Source organism: Phycicoccus endophyticus (assembly GCF_011326735.1).
In the GTDB taxonomy this organism is placed as follows: domain Bacteria; phylum Actinomycetota; class Actinomycetes; order Actinomycetales; family Dermatophilaceae; genus Phycicoccus; species Phycicoccus endophyticus.
The window spans coordinates 69,334-86,158 of record NZ_JAANCN010000004.1; the positions used below are offsets into that span (position 1 = coordinate 69,334).

Genomic DNA, 16,825 nt, shown 5'->3' on the forward strand with positions numbered 1-16,825 from the left:
GAACGGGTCGCCGTGATGGGCTGCCGCCATGAGGCTCCTCCTGCTCGGCGGCACCGCCTTCCTCGGCCGTGCGGTCGCCCGGGTCGCTCTCGAGGACGGCCACGACGTCACCTGCGTGGCCCGCGGAGTGTCCGGCGGCGTGGCCCCGGGCGCGCGGCTCGTCCGCCACGACCGCGACCACGAGGGGCTCGGGGGTGTCGAGGACGAGCACTGGGACGCCGTCGTCGACCTCGCCCGGGACCCCGGCCAGGTGCGCCGCGCGGTCACGGCGCTCGCCGGCCGCGCCGCGCACTGGGTGTTCGTCTCGACGGTCAACGTCTACGCCGACCACTCCCGGGCCGGAGCCGACGAGTCCACACCGCTGCTCGCGGCCCGCGAGGACGACGACGGGCCGGACGCCTACGGGGCGGGCAAGGTCGCCTGTGAGGGGTACGTCCTCGAGGCCGCGGGCCCGCAGCACGCGCTCGTGGCCCGGCCGGGGCTCATCGGCGGGCCCGGCGACGGGTCGGGGCGTACCGGCTACTGGCCGTGGCGGTTCGCCCACCCCGCGGGCGACGGTGAGGTGCTCGTGCCGGACGCGCTCCAGGGCGCCACCCAGGTGCTCGACGTCCGCGACCTCGCGGCCTGGCTCGTCACCGCCGCCGAGCAGCGCATCGCGGGGGTCGCCGACGCCGTCGGCCCACGGACGACCCTGGGGGCGGCCCTGGCCGCCGCGGCGGCCGCTGCCCGCTCGCACGCGGTGTGGACCGCGGCCGACCCCGGCTGGCTGACCGAGCACGGGGTCGACGCCTGGATGGGGCCGCGCTCGCTGCCGCTGTGGCTGCCCTTCCCCGACCATGCGGGCTTCGCCGACCGCGGCGGCGCCGCCGCCCGCGCGCTCGGACTGACCACCCGTGCCCTCGAGGACACCCTGGTCGACACCCTCGCGTGGGAGGAGCGGCGCCCCGCCGACCGTCCACGGCGGGCGGGCCTCACCGACGACGAGGAGCGCGAGCTGCTCGCCGCGTGGCACGCGCGCGGCTGAGTGCGGACCGCCTCAGGCGGTGGCGGCGACGTCCCGGAGACGCTGGCTGACGACGGTCGTCACGCCGTCGCCGCGCATGGAGACGCCGTAGAGCGCGTCCGCGACCTCCATCGTGCGCTTCTGGTGGGTGATGACGATGAGCTGGCTGGAGTCGCGCAGCTCCTCGAAGAGGGTGATGAGCCGCCCGAGGTTGGTGTCGTCGAGCGCCGCCTCGACCTCGTCCATGATGTAGAAGGGGCTCGGTCGGGCCTTGAAGATCGCCACGAGCAGGGCAACCGCGACGAGCGAGCGCTCCCCGCCGGAGAGCAGCGAGAGCCGCTTGACCTTCTTCCCCGGAGGCCGGGCCTCGACCTCGATGCCCGTCGTGAGCATCTCGTCGGGGTCGGTGAGCACCAGGCGCCCCTCGCCGCCGGGGAAGAGCCGTTCGAAGACCCGCTCGAACTGCTCCTTGGTGTCGTGGAAGGCCTCCCGGAAGACCTGCTCGACCCGCTCGTCGACCTCCTTGACGATGTCGAGCAGGTCGCGCTTGGAGCGCTTGAGGTCCTCGAGCTGGGTGGTGAGGAAGGTGTGCCGCTCCTCGAGGGCGGCGTACTCCTCGAGGGCGAGCGGGTTGACCTTGCCGAGGGCGCCGAGGGCCCGCTCGGCACGGCGCAGCCGCTTCTCCTGCTCGGCACGCACGAAGGGCACCGGGTCCGGGAGCGCGTCCGGGTCGTCGTCCGGGCCCGGGACGTGCGGGACGGGCTGGTGCGGGCCGAACTCCTCGGCGAGCACGTCCGGGTCGATGCCGAGCTCCTCGACCGCCTTGGCCTGCAGCTGCTCGATCCGGGCCAGCTGCCGGGCCCGGGCCATCTCGTCGCGGTGGGCGGCGTCGGTGAGGTCACGCAGCTCGTCCTGGACCCGCCCGAGCTCCTCGCGCAGGGTGGCAGCGGCCCGGTCGCGCTCGGCACGCTCGGTCTCGGCCGCCTCCCGCAGCGCTCCGGCCCGGGCCAGCGCGGTGGCCACCCGCCGGCCGGCCCAGTCCGCCGCCTCGTGGACGGCCGCGGCCACGGCAGCCTCGCGCCGGCGGGTCTCCCGGCGCTCGCGCAGCCGCTCGCGGGCGGCGATCTCGTTGCGTGCGGCACCCTCGAGGGAGTCGGCCCGTCCGGCGAGGGCGCGGGCACGCTCCTCGGTGGTGCGCAGGGCCAGCCGCACCTCGGTCTCGCCCGTGCGGGCGCGGCTCGCCTCGAGCTCGAGCCGGTCACGCTCGTCGGTCGAGGGGTCGGAGTCCTCGGGCGCCGGCTCGGCCTCGGCCTGCTCGAGACGCTCGGCGAGGGCTGCGAGCTCGGTCCGGTCGGCCTCGAGGGTCTCCTCGGCGGCGGCGATGGCACGCTCGGCGCGCTCGGCCTCGGCGCCGGAGGTGCGCACCGACGCCCCGAGGGTGCCGAGCCGCTCGGCGACCGCGGCCATCCGGGCGTCGGACTCGTGGAGGGCCTCGAGCGCGGTGTCCACCTCGGTCCGCACGGCCGCCGCCTGCTCCCGGGCGGCGGCGAGGGCGAAGCGGCTGCGCTCGAGGCGGGCCGAGGCGTCCTGCAGGTCCGCGCGGGTCTCCTCGAGCGCGGCCTGGACCTCCAGGAGGCTCTCCCCCGCCGCGCTGCCGCCACGGGCCCACCCCGGGCCGAAGACGTCGCCCTCCCGGGTCACCGCGGTGACCCCGGCGTACCGGGCGACGAGCGCGACGGCGTGCGCGCTCGTCGGGACGAGGGCGACCCGCTCGAGCACCTGGTGGACCGCGGGCAGCACGGTGTCCGGTGCCGAGACGACGTCGCGGGCCCAGACCGCGTCGCCCTCGAGCGCCGGCCACGAGGCGGGGTCGCTCGGGGTGGCGGTGGCTCCGACGAGCAGCGCCGCGCGGCCACCGTCGGCGGAGCGCAGCGCGGCGAGCGCGGCGGCGGCCTCGTCGGCCGAGCCCACCGCCAGCGCCTCCGAGGCCCAGCCGAGGGCGGCGGCCACCGCGGCCTCGTGCCCCCCGGAGACGTGCACGAGCGCGGACACCGCGCCGAGGATGCCGTGGGCCTCCTCACCGGCCTCGAGCAGGGTCGCCGCACCGTCCTTGCGGCGCAGGCTGAGCTCGAGCGCCTCGAGCCGGGCCTGGGCCGAGGCGCGGTCGCGTTCGGCCGCGCGCTCGTCGGCCTCGTGCCGCTCGATCTCGGCCTCGGCGGCCGCCAGCCGCTGCGCGGACGCCTCGTAGGAGGTGTCGAGCCCCTCCTCGCCCTCCTCGTCGTGCGCGATCGAGCCCTCGAGGCTGGCGAACTCGGCCTCGGCCTCGCTCGCCCGCTCGCGCGCCTGGACCGCGAGCTCGCGCAGCCGCCCGATCTCGGCCTCCCCGGCCTCGATCCGGCTGCGCCGGGCGCCGACCTGGCCGGCGAGCTTGGCCAGGCCCTCGCGCCGGTCGGCGGCGGCGCGCGCCAGCCGCGCCAGCCGCTGCTGCTCGGCGGCGAACGCCTGCTCGGCCTCCTCCCGGGCGGTGACGGCCGCCTGGAGGGCCTCGGTGGTCTCGGCGATCTCGGCCTGGAGCAGGGCCTCGGCCTCGCGGGCCTGCGCGGCCTGGGCGCGCAGCTCCTCCGGGTCGCGCCCGCTCGTCGTCTCGTGCTCCTCGTCCTGGGAGAGCAGGCGGACCCGCTCGGCGGCGACGGAGGCGGTCGACTCGAGCCGGTCGCGCAGGCTCTGCAGCCGCACGACCCGCTCCTGGGCACGCCCGAGCTCGGGCGCGGCCTCGGCCGCCTGTCGTTCGACCTCACCGAGCCGGGAGCGCACCGCGGCCACCGCCTCCTCCACGGCGGTCCGGCGCTCGAGCAGGGCTGTCTCGTCGGCCACCTCCTGCTGGAGGATGCTCGTCACCTGGACGAGGTCGTCGGCGAGCAGGCGCAGGCGGGCGTCGCGCACCTCGGCCTGGACGACGGCGGCCCGGCGGGCGGCCTCGGCCTGGCGCCCGAGCGGGCCGAGCTGGCGGCGGATCTCGCCGGTGAGGTCCTGGACGCGGGTGAGGTTGCCCTCCATCTGCTCGAGCTTGCGCAGCGTGCGCTCCTTGCGCCGGCGGTGCTTGAGCACCCCGGCGGCCTCCTCGATGAAGCCGCGGCGCTCCTCGGGCGTCGCCCGCAGGACGGTGTCGAGCTGGCCCTGCCCGACGATGACGTGCATCTCGCGGCCGAGCCCGGAGTCCGAGAGCAGCTCCTGGACGTCGAGCAGCCGGCACGCGGTGCCGTTGATGGCGTACTCCGAGCCGCCGCCGCGGAACATCGTGCGGGTGATCGTCACCTCGGTGTAGTCGATCGGCAGCGCCCCGTCGGCGTTGTCGATGGTCAGGCTCACCTCGGCCCGCCCGAGCGGAGGCCGCCCGGCGGTACCGGCGAAGATGACGTCCTCCATCTTGCCGCCGCGCAGCGACTTGGCCCCCTGCTCGCCCATGACCCAGGCGAGCGCGTCGACGACGTTGGACTTGCCCGAGCCGTTGGGACCGACGACACAGGTGATGCCGGGCTCCAGGCGCATCGTCGTCGCCGAGGCGAAGGACTTGAAACCCCGCAGGGTCAGCGTCTTGAGGTACATGCGGCGGGTCGTCGTCTCTCGGTGGTCGTCGGGTCCGGCCGGGCCGGGTCGCGGGCGATGCTACCGGGGCGGGCGGGCGGCGCCGGGACGTGCGGCGGCGCCGGTGGCGCGTGGGACCGATGGGGCCGGTGATGCGGGTGGTGCGGCGGTGTCAGCCCTCGCGGCCCGCGATCCGCTCGTGGTGGTGGATCACCTCGGCGATGACGAAGCCGAGGAAGGCCTCGGCGAACTGCGGGTCCAGGCCCGCCTCGTCGGCGAGCGCCCGGAGCCGGGTGACCTGGGCCTCCTCGCGGGCGGGGTCGGCCGGGGGCAGCCCGGCGTCGGCCTTGAGCCGGCCGACGGCCTGGGTGCACTTGAACCGCTCGGCGAGCAGGTGGACCAGGGCGGCGTCGATGTTGTCGATGCTCGCCCGCAGCCGCCCCAGCTCCGGCGGGATGCCGCTCTCGTCCTCGCTCACCCGGACATCGTAGGAACTGCGCGGCGCCGGCTCGCTCACCCGTCCATCCGCCGGTCCCGTGCGGCACCGGCCCGCCGGCCCGGCCCGGCCTCCCGGGCCGGTCAGGGGGCGGGCGGCGCCACGGCGCGACGCCGCGGGCGGGGCTGGCAGCGCGGGCAGGAGAACGAGCTGCGGTTCATGAACTGCTCGCGCCGGATGGGCGTGCCACACCGGCGGCAGGGCCGCCCCTGCTGCCCGTAGACCGCGAGCGAGCGGTCGAAGTAGCCGGAGGCGCCGTTGACGTTGACGTAGAGCGCGTCGAAGCTCGTGCCGCCCTGGCCCAGCGCCTCGCGCATCACCTCGGCCGCGTGCGCGAGCAGGGCGGTGGCCCGTGGCCGGGTGAGCGCCGACGCCGGCCGCTCGCCGTGCACCCGGGCCCGCCACAGGGCCTCGTCGGCGTAGATGTTGCCGATGCCGCTGACGACCCGCTGGTCGAGCAGCACCCGCTTGACGGCGCTGTCCTTGCCGCGCAGCCGGCGCACGACGGCCGCCTCGTCGAACGCCGGCTCGAGCGGGTCGGGCGCGATGTGCGCGATGGTCCGCGGGACGCCGTCGCCGTCGAGCTCGGCCAGGGCGAGGCCGCCGAAGGTGCGCTGGTCGACGAAGCGCAGCTCGGGACCGGGGTCGGTGAAGCCGAACCGGGCGTGCAGGTGGCGCTCGTCGGGTGCGCCGGGGTCCTCGACGAGCAGCTGGCCGCTCATCCCGAGGTGCAGCACGAGCCCGACGGAGTCCTCCAGGTCCCACCACAGGTACTTCCCCCGGCGCCGGACGGCGGCCACCCGGCGCCCGGTGAGCCGCGCGGCGAGGTCCTGCGGCCCCGGGAGGTGCCGGCGCGCGACCCGGTGGCCGCGCAGCTCGACGGCGGCGATCCGCCGACCCTCGACGTGGGTGGCCAGGCCGCGGCGGACGACCTCGACCTCGGGCAGCTCAGGCACCGGCGGACGCGGCCTCGGGGCGCTCGTGGGCGTCGCGGACCGCGGCCCAGGCGAGCGCGGCGGCCTCCTGCTCGGCGACCTTCTTGGTCCGGCCGCTCCCGCGCCCGAGGACGGCACCGCCGACGGCGACCTGCGCCTCGAAGGTCTTGGCGTGCTCGGGCCCGTCCTCGGTGACGACGTAGTCGGGCGAGCCGAGGCCGTGTCGGGAGCAGATCTCCTGCAGGCTCGTCTTCCAGTCCAGGCCGGCGCCCAGCGTCGCCGACTGCGCGAGCAGCGGGTCGACGAGGGCGTGGACGAGCTCGGTGGCCGCCGCCATGCCCGCGCTCGAGTAGACGGCCCCGATGACGGCCTCGACGGTGTCGGCGAGGATGGAGTCCTTGTCGCGTCCCCCGGTGCTCTCCTCACCGCGGCCGAGGTAGACGAAGTCGCCGAGGCCGAGGGTGCGCCCGACGTCGGCGAGCGCCCGCATGTTGACGACGGCCGCCCGCAGCTTGGCGAGCTGGCCCTCGGTGTCCTCGGGGTTGGTCTCGTAGAGGGTCGTCGTGACGACGAGCCCGAGGACGGAGTCCCCGAGGAACTCCAGCCGCTCGTTGTGCGGCAGGCCGCCCATCTCGTAGGCGTACGAGCGGTGCGTCAGGGCACGCCGCAGCAGCGCCTCGTCCACCCGGTCGCCGGTGACCTGCGCGAGGTGCTCGGCGAGCTCGGTGACGGGGCGCAGGGGTCGAAGATCGTCGGCTGCGGCCGACCCCTTGCCCATCCGGCTGCTGGTGTCAGCCCTGGTGCTCGGTGCGCTCGGCGGCGCCGTAGTGCCGGCCCTTGTAGGCGCCGCACGAGGGGCACGCCGTGTGCGGCTGGGTCGGCGCCTTGCACTGCGGGCAGGTCGTCGTCGCGACCGCGGCGGCCTTCCAGTTGGCGCGGCGCGAGCGGGTGTTGGAGCGCGACATCTTCCGCTTCGGAACGGCCACGTCAGGTCCTCTTCTCTGTCGTCGTCGGGGGCTCCTCGGCCAGGGCCGAGAGCGCCGCCCATCGGGGGTCGATCTCGTCGTGCTGGTGCTCCGGGTCCTCCGCGAGCGGCTGGCCGCACACGGAGCACAGCCCGGGGCAGTCCGGCCGGCACACCGGCTGGAACGGCAGTGCAGGCACCACCGTGTCCCGGACCACCGGGTCGAGGTCGACCAAACCGTCCTCGACCAGGTGCTCCTCGTCGGCGTCCTCGTCCCCCACCTCGTGGTGGTGGTCGTGACGATCGGCGTGAACGAACAGCTCCTGGAACCTCCCGTCGACCGCAACGGTCACCGGGTCCAGGCACCGCACGCAGGCGCCGGTCGCCGTGCCGCGCACCGACCCGGTGACCAGGACGCCCTCGAGCACCGACTCCATCCGGACCGTGAGGCGCAGCGGGCTGCCCTCCTCGACGCGGACGACGTCGGTCCCGAGGTCGCTCGGGGCCCCGACCTCACGCTCCAGCTCGTGCATCGCCCCCGGCCGACGGCCCACGAGCTTGGCGTCGAGCACCAACGGGGACCGGGGGTCGAGACGGGACATGGCCTTCGGTGAGGGTCGGGACGGGTCGGGTCACGCCGCACGGACGCAGACCGAGGGTCAAGGCTACCGGCAGGTCGCCCACCGGCCCAAACCGGCGTGCTCCGCTCAGCGCCCGCGGGCCTGTCGCAGGGCCGCGGTCACCGCCCGTCCGACCCGGGGCGCGAGCGTGCGGGCGTAGGTGGCCGTGACCCGGTCGCCGGGCCGGTGGACGGCGACGTGACCGACGACCACCGGGCAGCGGCCCCCCGGGCACACCCACGGGGTGAGGTCGAGCAGGCGCACCCGCGGGCCGGTTCGCTCCGCTGCCGCCCGCTGCACCGGCAGCCCGCTCGCCGCGACGGCGGGAGCGGCCGGGAAGGTGCACTCCTCCAGGGCGCCGGCGTGCCACGCGGCGCAGACGTCGAGGTCGTCGGGGGCGGCCGGGGTGTCGCCGATGACGACGACGGGGACGCCGGAGCGGCCGAGGGCCGTCCAGCGCTGCGCGTAGCCACGCACGAGACGGGCGTCGAGGTCGGTGGCGGCACCGGCGCCGGGCGTGGCCCCGGAGGTGACGACGACGTCCGGTGGGTCGCTCTCGAGGGCGCGGCTCACGGCCGCGTTCCACGCGTCACACCCCGGGTCCGGGCCACCGGCGAGGGCGGCGGGCGCCCGGGTGAACCGGCACTGCGCGGTGGCGTAGGTGACGATGCGCCAGTGCCGGTCGGTGGCGCGGGCCCGCAGCGCGGGGAGCCACTGCATCGCGGTCGCGTCCCCGACGAGGGCGAGCGTCGTGCGGGCGTCGTCGTCGCCGAAGGTGCACGTGGTCGCCTCGCCCGTGGCGGGGTCGGCCAGGCAGCCGTCGCGGTCGGCCGCCGCCCGGTCCTCCGCGGCGGCGAGCGGGTCCGGGACCACCCAGTCGGGCTGCACGCCGTCGGCCACGGCCCGTCCCGGCACGACGGTCGCCGCGCCGAGCCGGCTCTCGGGTGGCAGCTGCCCGCCCGGCGGCTCGGTGACGAACGGCGTCCGCAGGGGCAGCAGCGGCAGCGCGACGGCGACCCCGACCACCGTGAGGGCCAGGCCGGCCGCGACGGAGGCACGTGGGCGTCCCCGCAGCCCGGGCCCGTAGCGCACCGGCTGCTCGAGGAAGCGCCAGGACACCCAGGCCGGCCACAGCGCGGCCGCGGCGAGTGCGAGGCGGGCCCACTGCGGGAGCGGGTCACCGGTGAGGTACTCGGCGGTCCAGCCCGAGAGCACGATGACCGGCCAGTGCCACAGGTACGCGGAGTAGGAGAGCCCCCCGAGCCACACGAGAGGCCGCAGCCCGAGAAGGCGCACCGGGCCCGAGCCCGACCCTGCCCACCCCGACCAGAGGACCAGGGCGGTCGGCACGGTCGGGAGCAGCGCCCACGCGCTCGGCCACTCGACATCGGTGGGCATCCGCAGCACCACGACGACGAGGAGGGCCAGGCCGGCCCAGCCGAGCGCCACGGAGGCCGCCGACGGGGTACGCGGGCGCTCGCGGCCGGCGAGCCGGACCGCGAGCAGGGCGCCGATGCCGAGCTCCCAGCCGCGGGAGGTCGTCGTGTAGAAGGCCGCCTCGGGTGCGGTGTGCGGGGCCCACAGCGACCAGGCGAGCGAGGCCGCCGTCAGGGTGCCGAGGACGCCGGTGAGCGCCGCACGCGTCCCGAGCCCGCCGCGCCGGCGGGCCACGACGGCGACGACGACGAACAGCACGAGGACCCCGAGGGCCAGCTGCGCCCCGGCCGCCAGCGGCCAGTAGTGCTCGAGCGGCGAGGGCCCGGCGAGCTCCGGCGGGTCGGCCGCGCGCCCGGCGAGCAGCCAGTTGAGGGTGTACGTCGCGGCCGCGACGACGTCGGTCCCCACAGAGCGCAGCCGCAGGCCGGGCACGACGAGGTAGGACCACGCGGCGACGACCGCCAGCACGAGGACCGCGCCGGGCACCAGCCGGCGGACCCGCCGGCCGAGGAAACCCACCCAGGAGACCCGCCCCGTCCCCTCGAGCTCGGTGAGCAGCGTGCCGGCGAGGAGGAACCCGGAGACGACGAACAGGACGTCGACCCCGACGAACCCGGCCTCCAGCGGCAGGCCGGCGTGGTGGACGACGACGGCCAGGACCGCGAGCGCGCGCAGCCCCTCGACGTCCCGCCGGAAGCCGGGCGCCCGGACCGCGCCCCGCCAGGCGCGGACCGCGGCCTCAGTGCTCGCCACGCAGCCGGGCGACGAGCGCGTCGCGGACCTCGTCGGGCACGAGACCCCGCACCTCGCCGCCGTGGCGGGCGACCTCCTTGACCAGCGAGCTCGACACGTGCTCGAGCGCGGGGTCCCCGGGCAGGAACACCGTCTCGATGCCCGTGAGGTGCCGGTTCATCAGCGCCATCGGCAGCTCGTAGGCGAAGTCGGTGCCACCGCGCAGGCCCTTGACGACGACCTCGGCCCCCAGCTCGCCACAGACGTCCACGAGCAGCCGGTCCGCGAAGGCCTCGACCCGCACCCGCGAGCGCAGCCCGGCCGCGGCGACCGCGTGCTCGAGGAAGGCGACGCGCTCCGGGACGGAGAAGGCCCCGGCCTTGGCCGGGTTGTGCAGGACCGCCACGACGACCTCGTCGTAGAGGTCGGCGGCGCGCCCGACGACGTCGAGGTGCCCGGCCGTCACCGGGTCGTAGGAGCCGGGGCAGACGGCCCGGCGGACGCGATCGCTCATCCGCGCCAACCTAGCAAGCGCACGGTCCTCAGCCGTCGCGCTTGGCCGCCTCCTCGATCTCCTCGGCCCGCTCCTTGGCCTCGGCCTTGACCTGCTCGGCCTCCTCGCGGGCCTCCGCGGGGGCCAGCGTGCCCTCGGCCACGGCCTCGTCGATGAGCGCAGCCACCTGCTCCTCGGAGGCGCACCCCTGCTCGAGCAGCGCGTTGCGCCGGGTCAGCCAGTCCACCCCGAGCCGCTCGCGGGTCTCGAGGGCGACCTCCTCGCGGGCCGGGTTGAGGATGGTCTGCTCCTCCTCGTTCGTGTGGTGGTTGACCACCGTCGCGAGATCCTCCAGGGCGTCGTCGTACTTCTGGGTGTCGGTGCCGCGGGCGCGCAGGAAGGCCAGGAGCGCCTCGTTGATCTCGGCGTGCTCCTCCTCGCCGTGCTCGGCCTCGTGCTCGGTGATGTCCTCCGCGCGGCGCTTGAGCGTCGGGTAGACCTTCTCCTCCTCGGCGACCTCGTGGGCGATGAGGACCTCGGCCAGCGCGGTGCGCGCGTCGGCCCGGTCGGCGTCGGTGCGCCGGCACTCGCGCAGCAGGTGCTCGAAGAGCTGGTGGTCCTGCAGGATGAGCTCGACGACGTCGCCGCTCACCGGTCGGGGGATCTCGTAGTCGCTCATGCCGCCATCCTCGCAGACCACGGCCCTGACCTGCACCGACGACGCGCGTCGTCACTCACGCACGGCGAGCCAGAGCGTCGTCTCCCCGTAGCGACGCGGCCGGCCCAGGGGCTCCAGGCCCGCCGGCCAGCGCGGCTGCGGCGAACGCGAGGAGCGCTCGAGCACGAGCGTGCCGCCCGGCGCGAGCCACCCGGCGGCGAGCCGGCCGAGGACCTCCTCGAGCGCCGGCTCGCCGACGTCGTAGGGCGGGTCGGCGAGGACGAGGTCGGCGGCCTCGCCCTCGGTCGGGTCGGGGGACAGCGCCGCGGCGACGGTGGAGGTCAGCACGCGCACCGTGCCCATGCCGAGGGCCCGCGCATTGGCGACCGCCGTGGCGGCGGCGCGCCGGTCGGACTCGACGAGGACGCACTCCCGGGCCCCCCGGCTGACCGCCTCGAGCCCCAGGGCGCCCGAGCCGGCGTAGAGGTCGAGGACCCGCGCCCCCCGGACGAGGCCGCGGGCGTCCAGGGCGGAGAAGAGCGCCTCGCGCACCCGCTCGCTCGTCGGCCGGGTACCCGACCCGGCCGGGGTGCGCAGCCTGCGCCCCCCGTGGGTCCCCGCGACGATCCGGGTCATCAGCCACGCTCCAGGTAGGCCGCCTGCTCGGCGTCGACGCGGGCCTGGACGGCCTGGGCGAGCAGGGGGTGGGCGGACAGGTCCGGGTCGGCCTCGACGAGGGCGAAGGCGTCCTCACGGGCCTCCTCGATGACGTCCTCGTGCTCGAGGATGTGGAGGAACTCCAGCTGGGTGTGCCGCCCGTGCTGCGCGGCGCCGAGGATGTCGCCCTCGCGCCGCTGGGTGAGGTCGAGGCGGGCCAGCTCGAAGCCGTCGCCCGTGCTCGCGACCGCGTCGAGCCGGGCGCGGGCCGGCTCGGCGTCCGAGCCGGTGACGAGCAGGCACAGGCCGGGGTGGCCGCCGCGGCCGATCCGCCCACGCAGCTGGTGCAGCTGGGAGACGCCGAAGCGGTCGGCGTCCATGACGACCATGACGCTGGCGTTCGGCACGTCGACCCCGACCTCGATGACGGTGGTCGCGACGAGGACGTCGGTCTCACCCCGCTGGACGCGGCCCATGACGGCGTCCTTCTCCTCCGGCGGCATCCGGCCGTGGAGCGTCTCCACCGTGAGGCCGGCGAGCGCCGGCTCCTGCTCGAGGGCCGCGTACACCGCGGTGACGCTGCGCAGGGGCCGCGCGGTGGCGCCGTCCTCGTCCTCCGGGTCGGCGAGCACCGCACCGTCGCCCGCCTCGTCCTCGTCGCCGATCCGTGGGCAGACGACGTACGCCTGCCGGCCGGCGCGCACCTCCTCCCCGACGCGCTCCCATGCCCGCGCCAGCCAGCCGGGCCGGCCCTCCGGGACGACGTGCGTCGTGACCCCCGCCCGCCCGGCGGGCAGCTCGCGCAGGGTGGAGGTCTCGAGGTCGCCGAAGACCGTCATCGCGACGGTCCGCGGGATCGGCGTCGCGGTCATGACGAGCACGTGCGGCGGGGTCTCGCCCTTGCCGCGCAGCGCGTCGCGCTGCTCGACACCGAAGCGGTGCTGCTCGTCGACGACGACGAGCGCGAGGTCGTAGAACTCGACGTTCTTCTCGAGGAGCGCATGGGTGCCGATGACGATCCCCGCGTCACCCGACACCGCGTCGGCCATGGCCTTGGCCCGCTCGGCGGTCGACTGGCTGCCGGTGAGGAGCGCGACGCGCGTGCCGTGCTCGGCCCCGCCCAGCATGCCGCCCTCGGCGAGGTCGCCGAGCATCCGGGTGATCGTCCGGTGGTGCTGGGCCGCGAGGACCTCGGTCGGGGCGAGCAGGGCCGCCTGGCCGCCGGAGTCGACGGCCTGGAGCATCGCCCGCAGCGCGACGACGGTCTTGCCGGAGCCGACCTCGCCCTGAAGCAGCCGGTGCATCGGGGTCGCCCGGCCGAGCTCGTCCGCGACCGTCCGGCCGACCTCGCGCTGGCCGTCGGTGAGCGCGAACGGCAGCCGCTCGTCGAAGGCCGCGAGCAGCCCGTCCTCGCGGCCGGGCCGGGGCCGGGTGGCCTGCCCGGACACGGCTCGGCGCCGCAGGGCGAGGGTCGTCTGCAGGACGAACGCCTCCTCGTAGCGCAGCCGCCGGCGGGCCCGCTCGACCTCGTCCATCGTGTCGGGGGTGTGGATGCCGCGCAGGGCCTCGATCCGCGAGACGAGCCGGCGGCGCTCGCGGACCTCGTCGGGCAGGGCGTCGGGGACGTCGTCGAGGACGTCGAGCACCCGGCGGACGCTCTCGGTGACCGTCCAGGTGTGCAGGTTGCCCACGGGGCGGTAGAAGGGGATGAGGTCCTTGCGGTCCCCGGCGTCGAAGTCGGAGAGCATCGTGTAGCCGGGATGCGCCAGCTGGTTGCGTCCGCCGTACCGGCTCACCGTCCCCGCGAAGATGCCGCGGGCGCCGGGGACGAGGACGTGCGCGTGCGGGTAGGGGCGGAAGAACGTCACGTCGAGGTCGTGGCGCCCGTCGGTGATGACGACCTCGAGCATCGTGCCGCGACGCTTCTGCATCCGGCGGGTGTGCGCGGACTTGACCTCCGCGACGCCGACGAGCAGCTCGCCCGGGGTGACCGACCCGAGGTCGGCCTCGCGGGAGCGGTAGCGCCGCGGCCAGAACGCCAGCAGGTCGCCGACGGTCCGGATGCCGCGGTGGGTGGCGAACTTCTCGGCGGCCTGGGCGATGATCGGCCGCAGCGGGCTGGACTCGGTCGCCACTCACTCCACCCCGAGCGCGAGCAGGGGGTCGGGCTGTCCGCCGTCGACGACGACGACCTCGACCTCGGGACGCTCGTGGCCGAGCCAGGCCGCCGTCCGCTCGGCGAGCAGCGGGTCGGCCCCGGCGCCGGTGAGCAGGGTCACGAGCTCGCCGCCGGCGGACAGCAGCCGGTCGAGCACACCGCGGGCGGCCTGCTCGAGGTCGTCCCCGACGAGGGCGACGTCGTCCTCGACGAGGCCGAGGACGTCCCCCGGCCGGCAGACGCCGGCCCAGGTGAGCGCCTGCGCGCTGGCGACCGTCACCGCCCCGTGCCGGGTGGCGGCCGCCGCCTGGGTCATCGCGACGACGTTGGCGTGGACCGGGCGTGCGGGGTCGAGCACGGCGAGCGCCGCGAGCGTCTGGACGGCCGCCCGGGCCGGGACGACGTGGACCTCGAGCCCCTCCTCGGGTGCCGCCTGGGCGGCCACCTCGGCGGCATGGAGGGCCTCGGGGTCCCCCGGCACGAGGACGACGGACCGGGCGCCGGTGCGCCGCGCCGCGTCGAGCAGCCCGCTGGCCGAGGGCCCGCCCCCGGCCCCGACCTCGACGGCCAGGGCCCCGGCGTCCGCCACGAGGCCGGCCACCCCGGGCCCGGCGACCCCGGCGACGACACCGAGGGGTGCCGGCTCCTCCCGCGGTCCGTGCCGGCGGGCGAGATGGGTGATCCGCAGCCGCTGCGGGGCGCCGGCCGCCAGGCCGGCCTCCACCGCGGCACCCGCGTCGTCGACGTGGACGTGGACGTTCCACAGGTCCGGGCCGCCGACGACGAGCAGGGAGTCACCGAGCCGGTCGAGGTCCTCGGTGAGCGCCTGCACCCGCTCGGGCGTGGAGTCGGCAAGGAGGAACATCACCTCGTAGGCCGGGCCGTCGGGGTCCTCGTCGGCCGGCGCCGAGGACGACCCGGCGTCCGGGCTCCAGCGCGGAGGGCCGCCGGGGCCGGCCGCCGTCAGCAGCCCCTCGTCCTGCGGCGTCCACGTGCCGCCGACGACGCGGTGCAGGGCCTCGAGGAGCAGGACGCACCCGGCGCCGCCGGCGTCGACGACGCCCGCCCGCGCCAGCGCGGGCAGCTGCTCGGGAGTGCGCGCCAGGGCCTCGGTCGCGGCCTGGACCGCCGCGGCGACGACCTCGAGCATCGACGCGCCGTGCTCGCACGCCGCCCGTGCGGCCGCTGCGGCGGCGTCGGCGACGGTGAGCATCGTGCCCTCCCGAGGCCGGGCGACGCTGGCCCGGGCGGTGGCGGCGCCGCGCTCGAGACACGCGACGAGCGTGGTGGTGTCGAGCACCTCGGCCCCGCGCTCGACGACGACGTCGCACAGGCCGCCGACCACCTGGCCGAGGATGACGCCCGAGTTCCCCCGCGCGGACGTCAGCAGCGCGCGGCGCAGGGTCCGGCACTCCGCGACGAGGCCGGCGCCGTCCCCGTCGCCGCGGGGCCCGCGGCGCGCGAGGACCTCGTCGATCGCCCCGTCGAGGGTGAGGAAGAGGTTCGTGCCGGTGTCGCGGTCGGGCACGGGGAAGACGTTGAGCGCGTCGATCTCGGTGCGCCGGGCCGCGAGCGCGGCACGGGTGAGGAGAGCCCAGTGCCGGGCGTCGTCGGCGGTGAACACGTCGGGCACGCGCCTCAGGGTAGCCCGGGGCGAGGGCGTGGCCGTCGGGCCGTTTTGGTGGGCTGGGTCGGGCTCGGCTACGCTGGTCCGGTTGCGCGTGCGCCGAGCGCCGCGCCCCGCGAAGACCAACACGACCGTACTGCACAGGAGATCACCCGTGGCTGCCACCTGCGACGTCTGCGGCAAGGGCCCCGGTTTCGGGCACAACATCTCGCACTCGCACCGCCGCACCAAGCGCCGCTGGAACCCGAACATCCAGCGGGTGCGGGCCATGGTGGGCGACGCCGGTGCCACCCCGAAGCGGCTCAACGTCTGCACCTCGTGCCTCAAGGCCGGCAAGGTCACCCGCTGACCACCGCCTGACGCGCACCGGAACGGGCGGCCTCCTGCGGGAGGCCGCCCGTTCCCGCTGTCCGGGGGGCGCTCACGGCGGCGTGAAGTGGTCCCATCCCCGCGCGTGCGTCACGGCGCCGTCGACGGTGACCACCGGCCCGTCCGGGCCCGCCTCGGCCACCCGGCCGATGACCCTCCAGCGCTCACCGGGGAGGGCGCGCACGTCGGTGCCGGCGGGGAAGCAGGCGACCAGCGAGTGCTCCTCGCCCCCGGTGAGCACCTGATTCCACGCCTCCTGCGCCCCCAGCGCCTCGGTCAGCGGGCCGGCCGCGAGCTCCTCGCGCAGCACCGTGCCGTCGAGGTCGACGCGCACCCCGCTGGCCCGGGCGATGTGCCCGAGGTCGGTGGCCAGCCCGTCGGAGACGTCGACGAGCGCGCTGGCCCCGGCCGCGGCGGCGAGCGGGCCGGACTCCCAGGGGGGGCGCGGCGCGAGGTGGTAGCGCACCAGACCGGCACCGGCCCACTCGAGCGCCGACGGGCCCGAGCGCAGCAGCAGCGCCAGCCCCCCGCCGGAGTGGCCGAGCGACCCGCAGACCGCGACGACGTCGCCGGGGCGGGCACCCGAGCGCAGCACGGGCTCGCGCCCCTGCAGGTCGCCGAGGGCGGTGACGGTGACGACGACGACGCCCGGCGGCCCGGAGGACAGGTCGCCCCCGACGACCGCCGCCCCGGCGTCCCGGGCGGCCTCGGCGATGCCCGCGGCGAGGTCGCGCGCCCAGGCCACCTCGAGGGCCGGGTCGGCGACCAGCGCGACGAGCAGCCCCGTGGGCACCGCCCCGACGGCCGCGACGTCCGCGATGTTCTGGACCGCGACCTTGACGCCCACGTCGTGCCCGCTGGACCACTCGTCGCGCCAGTCGCGCCCTCGGACCATCCCGTCGGTCGTCGCCACGACGCTCCCCGAGGGTGTCGCGATCACCGCGGCGTCGTCGCCGGGACCCACGGCGACTGCGGGCCCTGCGGCGCCGTACAGCGGCAGGACGCGCTGCAGGACGCCGGCCTCGTCGAGGTCGCGCAGCCGTTCCACGGGGCCTCCTCCCCTCGGTGACGTGCCGACCACCGGCACGGTA

General features: G+C 76.6%; 15 protein-coding genes. 2 read left to right on the forward strand and 13 right to left on the reverse strand.

Annotated features, from left to right (window positions below; translation table 11 throughout):
- The first annotated feature begins 28 nt into the window (after nucleotides 1–28).
- On the forward strand, nucleotides 29–1,024 hold the full coding sequence (locus tag G8D98_RS06240) for an NAD-dependent epimerase/dehydratase family protein (RefSeq protein ID WP_166100498.1): 996 nt from the start codon (nucleotides 29–31) through the stop codon (nucleotides 1,022–1,024).
- Nucleotides 1,025–1,036: 12 nt separating this feature from the next.
- On the opposite strand, the gene smc is transcribed toward G8D98_RS06240, so the two are convergent.
- The 12 genes from smc to G8D98_RS06300 all read right to left on the reverse strand — a co-directional run bounded on the left by smc (nucleotide 1,037) and on the right by G8D98_RS06300 (nucleotide 15,371).
- A complete protein-coding gene (gene smc, locus G8D98_RS06245; protein WP_166100500.1) occupies nucleotides 1,037–4,609 on the reverse strand; it encodes a chromosome segregation protein SMC in 3,573 nt (1,190 codons plus the stop codon).
- 151 nt (nucleotides 4,610–4,760) lie between these two features.
- Complete coding sequence (locus tag G8D98_RS06250; protein WP_166100503.1) at nucleotides 4,761–5,066, reverse strand: chorismate mutase; 306 nt, start codon at nucleotides 5,064–5,066, stop codon at nucleotides 4,761–4,763.
- 101 nt (nucleotides 5,067–5,167) lie between these two features.
- A complete protein-coding gene (gene mutM / locus G8D98_RS06255; RefSeq protein ID WP_166100506.1) occupies nucleotides 5,168–6,040 on the reverse strand; it encodes a bifunctional DNA-formamidopyrimidine glycosylase/DNA-(apurinic or apyrimidinic site) lyase in 873 nt (290 codons plus the stop codon).
- Nucleotides 6,033–6,797, reverse strand: a complete 765-nt coding sequence (gene rnc, locus G8D98_RS06260) for a ribonuclease III (protein ID WP_166100508.1) — start codon at nucleotides 6,795–6,797, stop codon at nucleotides 6,033–6,035. The genes mutM and rnc overlap by 8 nt, the downstream gene beginning before the upstream one ends.
- 13 nt (nucleotides 6,798–6,810) lie before the next feature.
- Nucleotides 6,811–7,005, reverse strand: a complete 195-nt coding sequence (rpmF, locus tag G8D98_RS06265; protein ID WP_166100511.1) for a 50S ribosomal protein L32 — start codon at nucleotides 7,003–7,005, stop codon at nucleotides 6,811–6,813.
- A gap of 1 nt (nucleotide 7,006) precedes the next feature.
- A complete protein-coding gene (locus tag G8D98_RS06270; protein ID WP_166100513.1) occupies nucleotides 7,007–7,585 on the reverse strand; it encodes a YceD family protein in 579 nt (192 codons plus the stop codon).
- A 105-nt stretch (nucleotides 7,586–7,690) separates the two neighbouring features.
- On the reverse strand, nucleotides 7,691–9,793 hold the full coding sequence (locus G8D98_RS06275; RefSeq protein ID WP_166100515.1) for an acyltransferase family protein: 2,103 nt from the start codon (nucleotides 9,791–9,793) through the stop codon (nucleotides 7,691–7,693).
- Nucleotides 9,780–10,286 (reverse strand): pantetheine-phosphate adenylyltransferase, encoded by a 507-nt coding sequence (coaD, locus tag G8D98_RS06280; protein ID WP_166100517.1) that lies wholly within the window; start codon nucleotides 10,284–10,286, stop codon nucleotides 9,780–9,782. Before coaD ends, G8D98_RS06275 begins: the two co-directional genes overlap by 14 nt.
- Nucleotides 10,287–10,314: 28 nt before the next feature.
- The gene (locus G8D98_RS06285; RefSeq protein WP_166100520.1) at nucleotides 10,315–10,944 is read right to left on the reverse strand and encodes a hemerythrin domain-containing protein; all 630 of its coding nucleotides are present in this window, start codon (nucleotides 10,942–10,944) and stop codon (nucleotides 10,315–10,317) included.
- A 51-nt stretch (nucleotides 10,945–10,995) separates the two neighbouring features.
- Complete coding sequence (gene rsmD / locus G8D98_RS06290; protein WP_166100522.1) at nucleotides 10,996–11,559, reverse strand: 16S rRNA (guanine(966)-N(2))-methyltransferase RsmD; 564 nt, start codon at nucleotides 11,557–11,559, stop codon at nucleotides 10,996–10,998.
- Nucleotides 11,559–13,715 (reverse strand): ATP-dependent DNA helicase RecG, encoded by a 2,157-nt coding sequence (locus tag G8D98_RS06295; RefSeq protein ID WP_166100525.1) that lies wholly within the window; start codon nucleotides 13,713–13,715, stop codon nucleotides 11,559–11,561. The genes rsmD and G8D98_RS06295 overlap by 1 nt, the downstream gene beginning before the upstream one ends.
- A complete protein-coding gene (locus G8D98_RS06300) occupies nucleotides 13,716–15,371 on the reverse strand; it encodes a DAK2 domain-containing protein (RefSeq protein WP_229661918.1) in 1,656 nt (551 codons plus the stop codon).
- Nucleotides 15,372–15,519: 148 nt separating this feature from the next.
- Here G8D98_RS06300 and rpmB point away from each other — a divergent pair, with 148 nt between their 5' ends.
- Entirely contained in the window at nucleotides 15,520–15,714 is a 195-nt protein-coding gene (gene rpmB / locus G8D98_RS06305; protein ID WP_166100529.1) for a 50S ribosomal protein L28, read from the forward strand.
- A gap of 72 nt (nucleotides 15,715–15,786) precedes the next feature.
- On the opposite strand, the gene thiL is transcribed toward rpmB, so the two are convergent.
- Nucleotides 15,787–16,782, reverse strand: a complete 996-nt coding sequence (thiL, locus tag G8D98_RS06310; protein WP_166100532.1) for a thiamine-phosphate kinase — start codon at nucleotides 16,780–16,782, stop codon at nucleotides 15,787–15,789.
- Nucleotides 16,783–16,825 lie beyond the last annotated feature (43 nt).

Coding starts and splice junctions, on each gene's coding strand:
- G8D98_RS06240 (WP_166100498.1), top strand. CDS start 29: ATGAGGCTCCTCCTGCTCGGCGGCACCGCCTTCCTCGGCCGTGCGGTC.
- smc (WP_166100500.1), bottom strand. CDS start 4,609: ATGTACCTCAAGACGCTGACCCTGCGGGGTTTCAAGTCCTTCGCCTCG.
- rnc (WP_166100508.1), bottom strand. CDS start 6,797: ATGGGCAAGGGGTCGGCCGCAGCCGACGATCTTCGACCCCTGCGCCCC.
- G8D98_RS06270 (WP_166100513.1), bottom strand. CDS start 7,585: ATGTCCCGTCTCGACCCCCGGTCCCCGTTGGTGCTCGACGCCAAGCTC.
- coaD (WP_166100517.1), bottom strand. CDS start 10,286: ATGAGCGATCGCGTCCGCCGGGCCGTCTGCCCCGGCTCCTACGACCCG.
- G8D98_RS06285 (WP_166100520.1), bottom strand. CDS start 10,944: ATGAGCGACTACGAGATCCCCCGACCGGTGAGCGGCGACGTCGTCGAG.
- rsmD (WP_166100522.1), bottom strand. CDS start 11,559: ATGACCCGGATCGTCGCGGGGACCCACGGGGGGCGCAGGCTGCGCACC.